Source organism: Amycolatopsis arida, from assembly GCF_900115565.1.
GTDB classification, from domain to species: Bacteria; Actinomycetota; Actinomycetes; order Mycobacteriales; family Pseudonocardiaceae; genus Yuhushiella; species Yuhushiella arida.
In genome coordinates, this window is record NZ_FOWW01000003.1 from 375,123 (window position 1) to 387,930 (window position 12,808).

The following is a 12,808-nucleotide window of genomic DNA, read 5'->3' on the forward strand; positions in this document are numbered from 1 at the left end:
GCCCCTTTCACCCGTTCCGCCCCAGCCGCCGACCGGGGCGCTCGACGACATCGACGTGCCGCGCGGTCCGGTCGCGAAGACCAGGCTGTTCTTCCGGCGGCACTGGGAGCGCGGGGAGCCGGGCCGGGAGACGCCGGAGTGGGTGGTGCGGTACTGCTACCGCACCTGGCTGGTGGCGTTGCTGTTCAAGGTGCTGGGCTCGTCGTGGGACATGTCGTGGCACTTCAAGTGGCTGCGCGACGACCTCGCCCCGCCGCACCTGCTGAACTCGGTCGGCACGGTCATGGTGTGCGTGCTGGTGGCGATCCACTCGTTCACCGGCATGGCCTGCGACCGCCGCTCGCTGCGGCTGATGCAGGCCGGCACCGTGATGTTCCTCGTCGCCGCGCCGCTGGACGTGATCAACCACCGGGTCAGCGGGCTGGACCTCACCGCGTGGAGCGCCACGCACGGCCTGCTCTACCTGGGCACCGCGATCATGATCCTCGGCGCGATCGACGGGTGGCGGAAGATCGCCCCGCCCGGCCCGGTACGCGCGTGGACACTCACCGCGCTGTGGATGTTCTTCCTGGAGAACGCGTTCTTCCCGAACGGGCAGCAGGAGTACGGCATCCTCGAGCTCCGCTCCTGGGAGCGCGGAGAGCCCTACGCCGAGCCGTCGCTGCTGGAGTTCGCCGCCCAGGACATCGGGCGCGCGGTGGACCGCGAGGCGGTGATCCACTTCGCGCTGCCGATCGGGGACTGGGTGTACCCGCTGTGGGGCATCGGCGTGATGGCGCTGATCCTCGGCGCGGCCCGGTACACGGTCGGCAGGGCGTGGACCGCGACGACGGTCGCCGCCGGCTACGTCGCGTACCGCGCGCTGATCTGGCCGCTGCTGACGTGGGCCGACTTCCCGACCTCGACCGTGCCGTTCTACCTGGTGTTCGTGGGCCTGGCGGTGGACGTCGCGTGGCGGGTCGGTCGCGGGCGGGCCACGGCAACCGCGGGGGCGGCGGCGGTGCTGGTCACCGCGTTCGGCTACGGCGCGCTGTGGACGCAGGCCCAGCTGCGGCCGTGGCTGCTCGGTGACGCGCCGACGGAGACCGCGCCCCCGGTGGCGTACTGGACGGCCGCCGTGGTGCTGGCCGGCACCGCGGCCCTCTGGACGGCCGCCGGCCCACTCAGCCGCCGCTGGTCAGCCCGAACGCCATGAAGGCCATCTTCATCGCACTGAACGCGATGAAGGTGGCCTTCATGGCACGGTACGGACCGGCTCAGCTCATCTTCGTGCCGGCGGACTTGAGGGCCTCGGCGGCCTCGACGACCCGCTTGGCCATCGAGCCCTCGGCGACCTTCATGTAGCTGCGCGGGTCGTAGACCTTCTTGTTGCCGACCTCGCCGTCGATCTTCAGCACGCCGTCGTAGTTCTTGAACATGTGGTCGGCGATCGGGCGAGTGAAGGCGTACTGCGTGTCGGTGTCGACGTTCATCTTCACCACGCCGTAGGACACCGCCTCGTGGATCTCCTCCAGCAGCGAGCCGGACCCGCCGTGGAAGACCAGCTGGAACGGCTTCGAGCCCTCGGGAAGGCCGAGCTTCTCCGTGGCGACCCGCTGCCCGCCCTTGAGCACCTCCGGGCGCAGCTTGACGTTGCCCGGCTTGTAGACGCCGTGCACGTTGCCGAACGTCGCGGCCAGCAGGTAGCGGCCCTTCTCGCCGGCACCGAGGGTCTCCACCGTGCGGACGAAGTCGCCCTCGGCGGTGTAGAGCTTCTCGTTGATGTCGTGGGCGACGCCGTCCTCCTCACCGCCGACGACGCCGATCTCCACCTCGAGGATGATCTTCGCGGCGGCCGCCCTGTCCAGCAGCTCGGCGGCGATCTCCAGGTTCTCCTCGAGGTCGATCGCCGAGCCGTCCCACATGTGCGACTGGAACAGCGGGTTCTCGCCGCGGTTCACCCGCTCCTGGGACAGCGCGATCAGCGGCCGGACGAAGCCGTCGAGCTTGTCCTTCGGGCAGTGGTCGGTGTGCAGCGCCACGTTGATCGGGTACTTCTCCGCCACGACGTGCGCGAACTCCGCCAGCGCGCGGGCCCCGGTGACCATGTCCTTGACCTTCTGCCCCGACGCGAACTCGGCGCCGCCGGTGGAGAACTGGATGATCCCGTCGCTCTCCGCCTCGGCGAAGCCGCGCAGCGCGGCGTTCAACGTCTCCGACGAGGTCACGTTGATGGCCGGGTACGCGAACTCGCCTTCCTTGGCCCGGTCCAGCATTTCCGCGTAGACCTCGGGGGTGGCGATGGGCATCGGTGCTCCTCCTTGCGGAAGCGGGCGGAAAACGGCCTTCGCCCGGCATCCTACGAGGCCGGGCGAAGGCACACATGCTCGCTACGGGGAGGCCGGGAACGGTCAGGAACCCAGCAACACCTCCGCCAGCGCGCGGTACCCGGGGAGCGGGTCGCCGCCCCCGGCGCCGACCACCACCTGGACGGCCACGTGGTCGGCGCCGGCGTCCAGGTGGGCCCGCACCCCGGCGGCGACGGTCGCCGCGTCGCCGTGCACCACCAGGTCGTCGACCAGCCGGTCGCTGCCGCCATCGGCGAGGTCGGCGTCGCTGTAGCCCAGCCAGCGCAGGTTGCGCTGGTAGTTGCGCAGGGACAGGTACGGGTCGCGGACCGCCGGCCTGGCGAGCTCCCTGGCCTTCGCCGGGTCGGTCTCCAGCACGACCTTCTGCTCCGGGGCGAGCAGCGGGCCGGTGCCGAGGATCTCCCGGGCGCGGCGGGTGTGCTCCGGCGTGGTGAGGTACGGGTGCGCGCCCGCGGTCCGCTCGCCGGCGAGGGCGAGCACCTTCGGGCCGAGCGCGGCCAGTGCCCTGCCGGCCACCGGCACGCCCGCGGCGTCGAGCTCGTCGAGGTAGGAGACGATCCTGTCGTAGGGGCGCTGGTAGGTCGCGGTCGCCTCGGGATGACCGATGCCGACGCCGAGCAGGAAACGGTCCGGGTGGCGGGCGGCGATCCGGTGGTAGGACTCGGCGACGGTGGCCGCGCCGTCGGACCACATGTTGACGATGCCGGTCGCGACCGCGATCGAGCCGGTCGCGTCGAGCAGCTCCTCCACCAGCCGCAGGTCACCGGACGGGGACCCGCCGACCCAGACCGTGCCGTAGCCGAGCCGCTCCGCCTCGGCGGCCAGCTCGGGCGTGAGCCCGTAGCCGGGGAAGGCGGGCAGCCAGATTCCGATCTTTCCCAGGTTCACCATGCCGGTGGCAACCCACCGATCCCCGCCACAATTCCCTACCGACCAGTAGCCTACCGGCGGTAGGTTGAGCTACCGTCCACCACGGACCGGCGGCGAAGGCGGGACGAGGAGGCGGCGATGGTGAGGACGGTCGCGGGCAAGGTGGTGCTGATCACGGGCGCGGCTCGGGGCATCGGCGCCGGGCTGGCCGAACGGCTGGCCGGTCACGGGGCGAAGGTCGCGCTGGTCGGGCTGGAGGCCGAGGAACAGGAGAAGGTGGCCGCCCGCATCGGCCCGGCCGCGCGGTCCTGGACCGCCGACGTCACCAGCTGGACCGATCTGGAGCGGGCCACGGCCGAGGTGGTCGAGCACTTCAGCGGGATCGACGTCGTGGTGGCCAACGCCGGCATTGCCACCACCGGGTTCGTCCGCTCGGTCGACCCGGTCGCCTTCGAGAAGGTGATCGAGGTGGACCTGCTCGGCGTGTGGCGGACGTTCCGGGTGACCATGCCGCACGTGCTGGAGCGCCGGGGCTACCTGTTGGCGATCTCCTCGCTCGCCGCGATCGCGCACGCGCCCGGCATGGCGAACTACGCGGCGGCCAAGGCCGGCGTCGAGGCGTTCTCCAACAGCCTGCGGGCCGAGCTGGCCCACCTCGGCGTGCGGGTCGGGGTGGCGCATCCCACCTGGATCCGCACCGACCTGGTGGAGAGCGCGGACGCGCACCCCGTGTTCGGCAAGCTGCGCACCGGGATGCCGGGGCTGCTCGGCAGGACCTACCCGCTGGAGGTCGCGCTCGACCTCCTCGAGGCCGGGATCGCCCGCCGCGCCCGCACGATCCACGTGCCGCGCTGGGTCGGCGCGCTGAAGTTGATCCGGTCGTTCCTGCCGCCGATCGTCGAGCTCAGCGGCCGGTTCCAGGGGGTGCCGGCGGCCGACCGGGCCGCGCTGGCCGACATCGCCGAGCGAGGCGCCCGCGCGGCCGCGGTCACCGGACCCGGGGGCCGGGCCGCCACCGGGGACTCCTGAACGTCAGGCGCCGGACAGCCACGACCCGAGCAGCGGGGTGAACTCGCGTACCGTGCGGTCGGTGATCACGCCCTCGACGTGGTAGGGATCGGCGTCGATGATCCGCTGCAGCTCGGCCCGGTCCTCGGCCTGGAACAGCGCGACGCCGCCGGTGCCGTCGGCGAGCGGGCCGGCGACGCCCACCGCGCCCCGCTCGGCGAGCCCGCGGAGGTACTCCCGGTGCCGCGGCCGGACCTCGGCGAAACTCTCCGGCACGTACCGGAACTCCACGATGAACCAGGCCATGCACCCTCCCGATATCGGTTCCGCGGGTCGCACCGACCTCGTTCGGCGGCGTCCGCGAACCCCATCCAACCCGATACGCTGATCGCACGTGGGTGCCGGTCGGGGGCACGGTCACAGGAGGAGACGGGGTAGCGATGCAGGGCAGCGCGGAAAGCAGCGTGGAACGGACGCTCGGCCACCTGCGCACGTTGGACGCGCCGGCCCGACCGCCCCGTCAGGAGGCGCCGCTCACCCTCGAGGACCTCTACCGGACGCACCGGATGCGCCTGGTCCGGCTGGCCATCCTGCTGGTCGACGAGCCGGCGACCGCGGAGGACGTGGTGCAGGAGGCGTTCACCGGGCTGCACCGCAACTGGGGCAAGCTGCGCGACGCCGCGGCCGCCGTCGGCTACCTGCGCACGGCCGTGGTCAACGGCTCGCGCAGCGTGCTGCGGCGGCGCCGGACCGCGCGCGAGTACGTCCCGCCGCACGCGGTGAACGCGCGCTCGGCGGAGAGCCTGGCGATGCTGTCCACCGAGCACCAGTCGGTGGTGAACGCACTGGCCAAGCTGCCACCGCGGCAGCGGGAGGTGCTGGTGCTGCGGTACTACGGCGGGCTGTCCGAGGCCGAGATCTCCGAGGCGGCGGGGATCTCCAAGGGCACCGTCAAGTCCACCGCGAGCCGGGCGCTGGAGGCGCTGCAGAAGGTCATGCGGGAGAACAACCGCTAACTGGTAACCGAGTTACGAGATAACGGGTACATAGGTTGGTTGCCAACACCCTGGTCTGGACCAATATGATGGCATGGTGAGTGCCGAGAACTTCGTGGTCACGGGCGGCCGGATCGCCGGCCCGGACGGTGTCGCCCCGGGCTGGGTCGCGGTCGCCGGCGGGAGGATCGCCGGGGTCGGTGGCGGCCCCGCGCCCGCCGGCCGGCAGGTCGACGTGGCCGGGGCGCTGGTCGTGCCCGGGTTCGTCGACACCCACTGCCATGGTGGTGGGGGCGGCTCGTTCTCCGCGGCCGACCCGGCCGAGGCGGCCACGGCGATCGCCGCGCACCGCCGGCACGGCACCACCACGATGCTGGCGAGCCTGGTCTCCGACCCGGTGCCGGTGCTCACCGACCAGATGGCCGCGCTGCGCGAGCTGGTGGAGGACGGCGAGCTGGCCGGCATCCACCTGGAGGGGCCGTTCATCGCCCGCTCCCGCTGTGGCGCGCACGACCCGGGCGCGCTGCGCGAGCCGGACACCGACACCGTCGACGCGCTGCTGCACGCCGGCCGCGGACACGTCAGGATGATGACGCTCGCGCCGGAGCTGCCCGGCGGGATCAAGGCGGTCCGCCAGCTCAGCGAGTCCGGGGTGATCGCCGCGGTCGGGCACACCGACGGCGTCGACGAGCAGATCCGCCCAGCCATCGAGGCCGGCGCGACGGTGGCGACCCACCTGTTCAACGGGATGCGCCCGCTGCACCACCGCGAGCCCGGCCCGATCGGCGCGCTGCTCGACGACGAGCGGGTGACCATCGAGCTGATCTGCGACCTCGTGCACGTCCACCCGACCGTGCTGCGGCTGGCCGCGCGGTGCGCCGGCGCCGGCCGCACCGTGCTGATCACCGACGCGATGTCGGCCACCGACGCCGCGGACGGCACCTACAACCTGGGCACGCTCGAGGTCGACGTTCGGGAGGGGGTGGCGACGCTGGCCAGCAACGGCTCGCTGGCCGGGAGCACGCTCACCATGGACGTGGCCTTCCGCAACCTGGTGCGCGGCGCCGGGCTGGACATCGCCGAGGCGGTGCGGGCCACCTCGGGCCGGCCGGCGGAGCTGCTCGGCATCGCCGACCGGACCGGCGCGCTGCGCGAGGGGCTGGACGCCGACCTGGTGGTGCTCGACGACGACCTGTGCCCGCGCCGGGTGCTGCGCCGCGGCGAGTGGGTCCCCGGCGTGGGCGACTAGGAACCACCCGGCGCCTTGCCCATCGTGGCCAGGAGGTTCGCGACCAGGGGGTCGTCGTCCCCGCGCCAGGCGACGGTCCTGCGCCGGTACTTCGGGGAGGTCCGACCGGCCGCCACGACGCTGGTGTGCGGACTCGCCGATCCGCGGACGAGGATCGAGATCGAGGTGTACGCCCGGCGCGGGGCCATCGGGTAGGCGATCGGATCAGCAGGTCAGAAGCAAGAACGATCATGGGCTCCCCGGGTGTCGGGGTGGGCTCCTAGACTGCACTCCTGATGAACTCTGGGGCCGTGACCGAGTACCGGGTCGACGAGCTGGCGCGTGTGGCCGGCACCACGGTGGGCAACGTCCGGGTGTACCAGGACCGAGGGCTGCTGCCACCACCGCTGCGGCGCGGCCGGGTCGCGGTGTACACCGAGGCACACCTCGCCCGGCTCCGGCTGGTCCTCGGGATGCTCCGCCGCGGGTACACCTTCGCGCAGATCCGGGAGATGATCTCAGCCTGGGAGTCCGGCCGCGACCTCGCCGACGTGCTGGGGCTCGAGGAGGTGCTCACCCAGCCGTGGACCGACGAGGTGCCACAGCGGCTCGGCCGGGACGACGTGGCGCGCGAGCTCGGCGGCGCGGAGCTCGTCGAGCGGCTGTGCAAGCTGGGGGTGCTGGAGCCGGAGGACGACGACGTGCTGGTGCGCAGCCCGCGGCTGCTGCAGGCCGGGCGGGAGCTGCTGGCCGCCGGCGTGCCGATGCCGGCCGTGCTGGACATCGCCGAGCGGATGCGCCAGCACACCGACGAGCTGGCCGCGCTGTTCCTCCGGATGGTCGACGACCACGTGCTGCCCGACCGGGAGGGGTGGACGCCCACCGCGGAGGAGGTGCCCGCGTTGACCGAACACGCCAAGCGGCTGCGGCCGCTGGCGCAGTCCGCGGTGGCGGCGTCGCTGGCGCGGTCGATGAGCGAGGCGCTCGCGGCGTGGCTGGCCGACCGGTTCGGCCCGCTGCTGCGTCCACCGGACCCCGCCGAACGGGGCGCTACGCTGCGGGAGTGAGTGACGACGCGGACCCGGAGCGCCTGCTGGCCGAGGCGCTGCGCGCCCAGGCCCGCTCCGCGCCTGCCGACCCGGCGAGGAGCGTGGCCCGCGACGTGCCCGGAATGACCGACGACGGCGCCGACGGTGCGGGCGGCGCCGAGGACGCGACCGCCGGGAAGGCCCCCGTCGGGAAACCCACTGTCGGGAAACTTACTGGTGGAAAGCCCACTCACGGAAAACCCCCAGCGTCGCCGGACGCGGCGGGCGGCGTCGGCGATTCCCACCGGTCGAGCCTTCCGGTGGGCGCGGCCGGGCCCGGTGGAGCGGCGGGTGCGAGTGGGCCGGAACCGGCGGCCCCGGCCGAGCCGAACGGGTCGGCCGTGGTCACCGGCGAGGGGGCCGAGGTGCCGGCCAGCTACGGCCTGCTCTCCGGTGCCGAGCCCGGCTCGCTGGAACGCGAGCGCGCCGCGCTCGAGGCGACCACCCCTCCGGCCATGGCCGAGCCACCACCGGAGGCGGCGACCGTCGAGCAGCCGGCGCGGCCGGCCGGCGGACCCCTGCCGGTGGGGTGGATCCTGCTGCTGGCCGTGCTGCTCGGCCTCGCCGCCGGCTCGGTGGTCGGCCTGCTCAGCCTCCACTGACCGCCACGGCCGCCAGCCGCCAGCCGCCAGCCGCGACGAGCCGCCCCGAAAGACGAACTCGCCGCCCGAACGTCGAACTCACGATCCCCGAAGACCTACATCGAGAACATCGAGCCCGGGTTGAAGATGTTGTCCGGGTCGAGCGCGGCCTTGATCTGCCGGTGCACCCGCATGCCCACCGGGCCGATCTCCCGCTCCAGCCACTCGCGCTTGATCTTGCCGACGCCGTGCTCGCCGGTCACCGTGCCGCCGAGCGCGAGCCCGACCTCCAGGATCTCGTCGAACGCGCGGCGGGCGCGGGCGAACTCGTCCTCCGAGGCGGGGTCGTAGACGATCGTCGGGTGCATGTTGCCGTCGCCGGCGTGCCCGACCACGGCGATCCGCAGGCCCACCTCGTCGCTGATCCGCCGGCAGCCGGAGATCAGGTCGGCGATCCGCGTGCGCGGCACGCACACGTCATCGGTGAGCCAGGTGCCGTACAGCTCCAGCGCGGTGAGCACCACCCGGCGGGCCTGGAGCAGCATGTTGCCCTCGGCGAGGTCGTCGGTGGCGTAGGTCATGTCCGCCCCGCAGTCCTGGCAGATCTGCTCGAGCGCGGCCAACTCCCGCCGGGCGACCTCGCCACCCGAGTCCGACTGGCACAGCAGCAGCGCCTCGCAGCCGGAGCCGGCGCCGATGTCGGTCTTCAGGTACGCCTCGGCGGCCTTGATCGACGTCGCGTCCATGATCTCCATCAGCGACGGCACCAGGCCCTCGCGGACCACCCGCGCCACCGCGGAGCCGGCCGCGGCCGTGCTGGGGAAGCCGGCGACCAGCGTGCCGGGCGCCTGCGGCAGCGGCTTGAGCGCCAACGTGGCCTGGGTGATCACACCGAGGGTGCCCTCGCTGCCGACGAACAGCCGCGCCAGGTCGTAGCCGGCGACACCCTTCACCGTGCGCCGGCCGGTGCGCAGCAGCGATCCGTCGGCGAGCACCACCTCGAGGCCGAGCACCGAGTCGGTGGTCACGCCGTACTTCACGCAGCACAACCCGCCGGCATTGGTGGAGAGGTTGCCGCCGATGGTGCACCAGTCGTAGCTGGACGGGTCGGGCGGATAGAACAGCCCGTGCTTCTCCACGGCGTCGCGCAGGTCGAGGTTCACCACGCCGGGCTGCACCACGGCGAGCCGGTTGCCCGGGTCGACCTCGACGATCTCGTTCAGCTTGGTGAGCACCAGCACCACGCAACCGTCGATCGCGTTCGCCGCGCCGGACAGCCCGCTGCCGGCGCCGCGCGGCACGATCGGCACCTTCGCCTCGGCGCACGCCCGCACGGTCGCCCGCACACCCGTGACGTCCTCGGGCAGCACCACCGCCAGCGGTTGGCCGGACGGCGCCAACGGCATCATGTCGCGCGCGTAGCTGCCGGTGATGTCAGGATCCGTGCGGACCGCGTCCTTGCCGAGGTCGGCGCGGAGCCGGTCCAGCAGGGCCTCAGTGCTCATGCCGCTCATGGGCACCACGGTAGTCGCGGCAGGGGCCCGTAGGGGCAGGTCAGCCGGACAGCGTCCCCGCGAACCGGCCGCTCTCCTCGGTCCGCCGCCGCTTGGTCCGCCGCTCCAGCAGCAGCGCGGCCACCACGACCGCGAACCCGAGCGCCATCAGCCCGAAGATCATCGGTGCGTTGTCGCCGGGGGCGAGCAGCGTTCGCTGCTCGTCCTGCCACGGCCACAGCGCGCGCAACGACCCGAGCAGCAGCCCGGTCATCACCACCAGCGTCAGGTGGTGGTGCCGCTCCAGCAGCCACTGCAGCAGCTTCACGAAGAACGCCAGCCCGAGCAGCGCCCCGAGCGCGAAGGTGCCGAGATAGCCGAGGTCACGCGCGTTGACCGCGTCCATCGTGGCCGTGTACAGCCCGAGGGTGAGCAGGATGAACGAGCCGGACACCCCGGGCAGCACCAGCGCGCAGATCGCCACGGCCGCGGCGGCCAGCACGATCAGCGGGTTCGGGTCGACCTGGGCCGGCGGCAGCCCGGTGAGCACGAACACCACCACGGCGACCGCCAGCGCGAGCAGATAGTGCCCTGTCCGCCACCGCTCGCCGGACCCGGAGTAGGGCACCCACAGCGACGCCAGCACCAGACCGAAGAACACCGCGTACGACGGCTCCGGGTGCTCCTTGACCAACGGGGAGAGCAGCCTCGCCGCGGTGAGCACGGCCACCGCCATCCCGGCCAGCGCGGCCAGCACGACCGGCCAGCGCACCAGAGCGAACTCGGCCTTCGCCCGGCCGGATCCGCGGCCCCGGGGCAGGTCGGTCACCGCGGCGCGCAGCCCGCTGACCAGATGGCCGGCCGAGATGATCAGGTCGTCGTAGATGCCGACGACCAGCGCCACCGTGCCGCCACTCACCCCGGGGACGACCTCGGCGGTGCCGATGAGCCCGCCACGGAACGCGTTGAACAGATGGGTGCCGACTGACCTGGCCATCGCCCGCCTTCGGAGTCCTCGAGCCGCTGGGACACGGCCCACGTTACTCAGGCGGGGACGCGGGCCATCCGCGCGGGTCGTAGCAACAGCGCCGCCTGCACCCCGGCATAGAGCAGGATCACGGCCCCGAACACCGCGGTGATCCGCAGGCCGTGCACGAACGCCGCGCCGGCCGGCGCGAGCAGCGCCTCGGCGAGCGGGCCGGGCAGCTCGTGGGCCGCGGCCACCGCGCCCGCCATGGTCTCCCTGGCCGCGCCGACCGCCTCGGCCGGCACCCCGCCGGGGGTGCCGAGCCCGGTCCGGTAGACCCAGGTCGCCGCGCTGCCCAGCACCGCGATGCCGAGGGCGCCGCCGAGCTCGTAGCCGGTCTCGGAGATCGCCGACGCGGCACCGGCCCGCGCGGGCGGCGCGACCGAGATGATCAGATCGTTGGTGAGCGTCTCCGCCAGCGCGATCCCGCCGCCGATCAACACGAACGACACGGTGAGCACGGCCAGTCCGGAGTGGACGCCGAGCTGGGTCAGCGCGGCGTACCCGGCCGCCGCCAGCAGCAGCCCGATGGCGATGATCCGGGAGGACGGGAACCGCCGGGCCAGCCGGGCGGCGAGCAGCGCGCCGGCGACGCCGGCCACCGTCGCCGGGAGCATCCACAGCCCGGCCACCATGGGCCGCAGCCCGAGCACCAGCTGGAGGTACTGCGGCACCAGGAACATCACCCCGGCCAGGGCGAACACGCCGAGCACGTTGGTCACCACCGAGACGCTGAACGCCCGGTGACCGAACAGCCCGAGGTCGAGCATCGGCTCGGCGAGGGTGCGCTGCCGGTGCACGAACACCCAGCCCAGCACGAGCCCGGCGACCACGGCCACCACCGCGGTGGCGGTGAGCCCGTCCGCGGCGACCTTCTTGAGCCCATAGACCAACGGCAGCATCGTCGCCAGTGCGAGCAGCGCGGACAGCGGGTCGAACCGGCCGGGCCGCGGATCGCGGGCCTCGGGCAACAGCGCCGGGCCGAGCACCAGCAGCAGGACCATCACCGGCACGTTGATCAGGAACACCGAGCCCCACCAGAAGTGCTCGAGCAGCCAGCCGCCGAGCACCGGGCCGAGTGCCATGCCACCAGCGAAGCCCGCGCTCCACACCGCGATCGCGACCCGGCGCTCGCGCGGGTCGAGGAAGACGCCGCGGATGAGGGCGAGCGTCGAGGGCATCAGCGTGGCACCGCCGATCCCCAGCAGGGCGCGGGCCACGATCAGCAGCTCCGCGCTCGGCGCCCAGGCGGCCAGCGCGGAGGCGGCGCCGAACGCCGCCGCGCCGGCGAGCAGCAGCCGCCGGCGGCCGATCCGGTCGCCGAGGGTGCCCATCAGCACGAGCAGGCCGGCGAGCAGGAACGAGTAGATGTCGACGATCCACAGCTGTTGCGCGCTGGTCGGCGCCAGGTCGGCGGCGAGGTAGGGCAACGCGAAGCCGAGCACGGTCATGTCGACGCTGATCAGCAGCACCGGCAGGACCAGCACCGCGAGCGCGACCCAGCGGCGGTGAGCCGAGGCCACCATGGAAGCTCCCCTTGACTAAACAGTCCAGACGGTACAGTTTCCGCCCTCTGCCGAGGGTAGACCGTCCGGACGGTATAGTCAAAGCCATGCCGAAGCCGTCCGCCCGCGAGCGCATCCTGGACGCCTACGAGGAGCTCCTCGTCGAGCACGGCCCCGCGGCCGTGACGCTGGACGCGGTCGCGGCCAGATCAGGGGTGTCCAAGGGCGGGCTGCTGTACCACTTCGGGTCGAAGGAGGCGCTGCTCCACGGCCTGCTGGACCGGCTGCGCGCGCTGAACGAGGCGGACATCGAGCGCGCCACCGCCGCGCCGGAGGGCGTGGCGCGGTACTACCTGCGCTCGTCGGTCAGCGACGTCACCGAGGATCGGCCGCTGCACCGCACCAGCCTCGCCATCATCCGGCTGATGACCGAGCCGGAGGTGCGCGCGGCGGTCGCGGCCTGCACCGGCCAGTGGCGGGAGCTGCTCGGCCGGCAGCTGACCGACCCGCTGGCCGTGGAGCTGGTCCTGGCCCTCGGCGACGGCCTGTACCTGCGCGCGGCGCTGGACGAGCCGAGCGAGTCGATCATGGACAACCTCACCGAGGTGCTCCATCGCATCGGCGCCCCCACCTGACACTTCCCACCCCGCGTGTTCGCCCTCTGC

General features: G+C 73.0%; 14 protein-coding genes. 7 read left to right on the forward strand and 7 right to left on the reverse strand.

Translation table 11 applies throughout. From position 1 onward, the window contains the following. Positions 1-49: 49 nt before the first annotated feature. Complete coding sequence (locus BM051_RS11215) at positions 50-1,195, forward strand: hypothetical protein (RefSeq protein ID WP_092530377.1); 1,146 nt, start codon at positions 50-52, stop codon at positions 1,193-1,195. 61 nt (positions 1,196-1,256) lie between these two features. Here the strand turns inward: BM051_RS11215 and fbaA are convergent, their stop codons facing one another. Beyond that, the gene (gene fbaA, locus BM051_RS11220) at positions 1,257-2,288 is read right to left on the reverse strand and encodes a class II fructose-bisphosphate aldolase (protein ID WP_092530013.1); all 1,032 of its coding nucleotides are present in this window, start codon (positions 2,286-2,288) and stop codon (positions 1,257-1,259) included. A gap of 102 nt (positions 2,289-2,390) precedes the next feature. Then, positions 2,391-3,239, reverse strand: a complete 849-nt coding sequence (locus tag BM051_RS11225; RefSeq protein ID WP_092530014.1) for an LLM class F420-dependent oxidoreductase — start codon at positions 3,237-3,239, stop codon at positions 2,391-2,393. 117 nt (positions 3,240-3,356) lie between these two features. Between BM051_RS11225 and BM051_RS11230 the strand changes: the two genes are divergently transcribed. Then, positions 3,357-4,247, forward strand: coding sequence for an SDR family oxidoreductase (locus BM051_RS11230; RefSeq protein WP_092530015.1), 891 nt, complete (start codon positions 3,357-3,359; stop codon positions 4,245-4,247). Positions 4,248-4,250: 3 nt separating this feature from the next. Here BM051_RS11230 and BM051_RS11235 read toward each other — a convergent pair whose 3' ends face one another. Continuing rightward, entirely contained in the window at positions 4,251-4,532 is a 282-nt protein-coding gene (locus BM051_RS11235) for a YciI family protein (RefSeq protein ID WP_092530016.1), read from the reverse strand. A 134-nt stretch (positions 4,533-4,666) separates the two neighbouring features. Between BM051_RS11235 and BM051_RS11240 the strand changes: the two genes are divergently transcribed. Then, entirely contained in the window at positions 4,667-5,242 is a 576-nt protein-coding gene (locus tag BM051_RS11240; protein ID WP_092530017.1) for a SigE family RNA polymerase sigma factor, read from the forward strand. Positions 5,243-5,315: 73 nt separating this feature from the next. Next, positions 5,316-6,470 (forward strand): N-acetylglucosamine-6-phosphate deacetylase, encoded by a 1,155-nt coding sequence (gene nagA / locus BM051_RS11245; RefSeq protein ID WP_243859451.1) that lies wholly within the window; start codon positions 5,316-5,318, stop codon positions 6,468-6,470. On the opposite strand, the gene BM051_RS29400 is transcribed toward nagA, so the two are convergent. Further along, a complete protein-coding gene (locus BM051_RS29400; protein WP_208325903.1) occupies positions 6,467-6,658 on the reverse strand; it encodes a hypothetical protein in 192 nt (63 codons plus the stop codon). The genes nagA and BM051_RS29400 overlap by 4 nt on opposite strands. Positions 6,659-6,745: 87 nt before the next feature. On the opposite strand from BM051_RS29400, the gene BM051_RS11255 reads away from it, so the two are divergent. Further along, positions 6,746-7,516 carry a MerR family transcriptional regulator gene (locus BM051_RS11255; protein ID WP_092530018.1) on the forward strand — a complete coding sequence of 257 codons (771 nt, stop codon included), beginning with the start codon at positions 6,746-6,748 and terminating at the stop codon, positions 7,514-7,516. Next, positions 7,513-8,139, forward strand: coding sequence for a hypothetical protein (locus tag BM051_RS28435; RefSeq protein ID WP_134046080.1), 627 nt, complete (start codon positions 7,513-7,515; stop codon positions 8,137-8,139). Before BM051_RS11255 ends, BM051_RS28435 begins: the two co-directional genes overlap by 4 nt. Before the next feature lie 95 nt (positions 8,140-8,234). On the opposite strand, the gene BM051_RS11265 is transcribed toward BM051_RS28435, so the two are convergent. The 3 genes from BM051_RS11265 to BM051_RS11275 are packed head-to-tail and all read right to left on the reverse strand — an operon-like array spanning position 8,235 to position 12,164. Continuing rightward, positions 8,235-9,623 (reverse strand): FAD-binding oxidoreductase, encoded by a 1,389-nt coding sequence (locus BM051_RS11265; RefSeq protein WP_092530379.1) that lies wholly within the window; start codon positions 9,621-9,623, stop codon positions 8,235-8,237. Between the two features lie 49 nt (positions 9,624-9,672). Next, on the reverse strand, positions 9,673-10,608 hold the full coding sequence (locus BM051_RS11270; protein ID WP_092530020.1) for a DUF368 domain-containing protein: 936 nt from the start codon (positions 10,606-10,608) through the stop codon (positions 9,673-9,675). Positions 10,609-10,655: 47 nt separating this feature from the next. Next, complete coding sequence (locus BM051_RS11275) at positions 10,656-12,164, reverse strand: MFS transporter (RefSeq protein WP_092530021.1); 1,509 nt, start codon at positions 12,162-12,164, stop codon at positions 10,656-10,658. A gap of 86 nt (positions 12,165-12,250) precedes the next feature. Here BM051_RS11275 and BM051_RS11280 point away from each other — a divergent pair, with 86 nt between their 5' ends. Continuing rightward, entirely contained in the window at positions 12,251-12,778 is a 528-nt protein-coding gene (locus BM051_RS11280; protein WP_092530022.1) for a TetR/AcrR family transcriptional regulator, read from the forward strand. Positions 12,779-12,808: the final 30 nt, after the last annotated feature.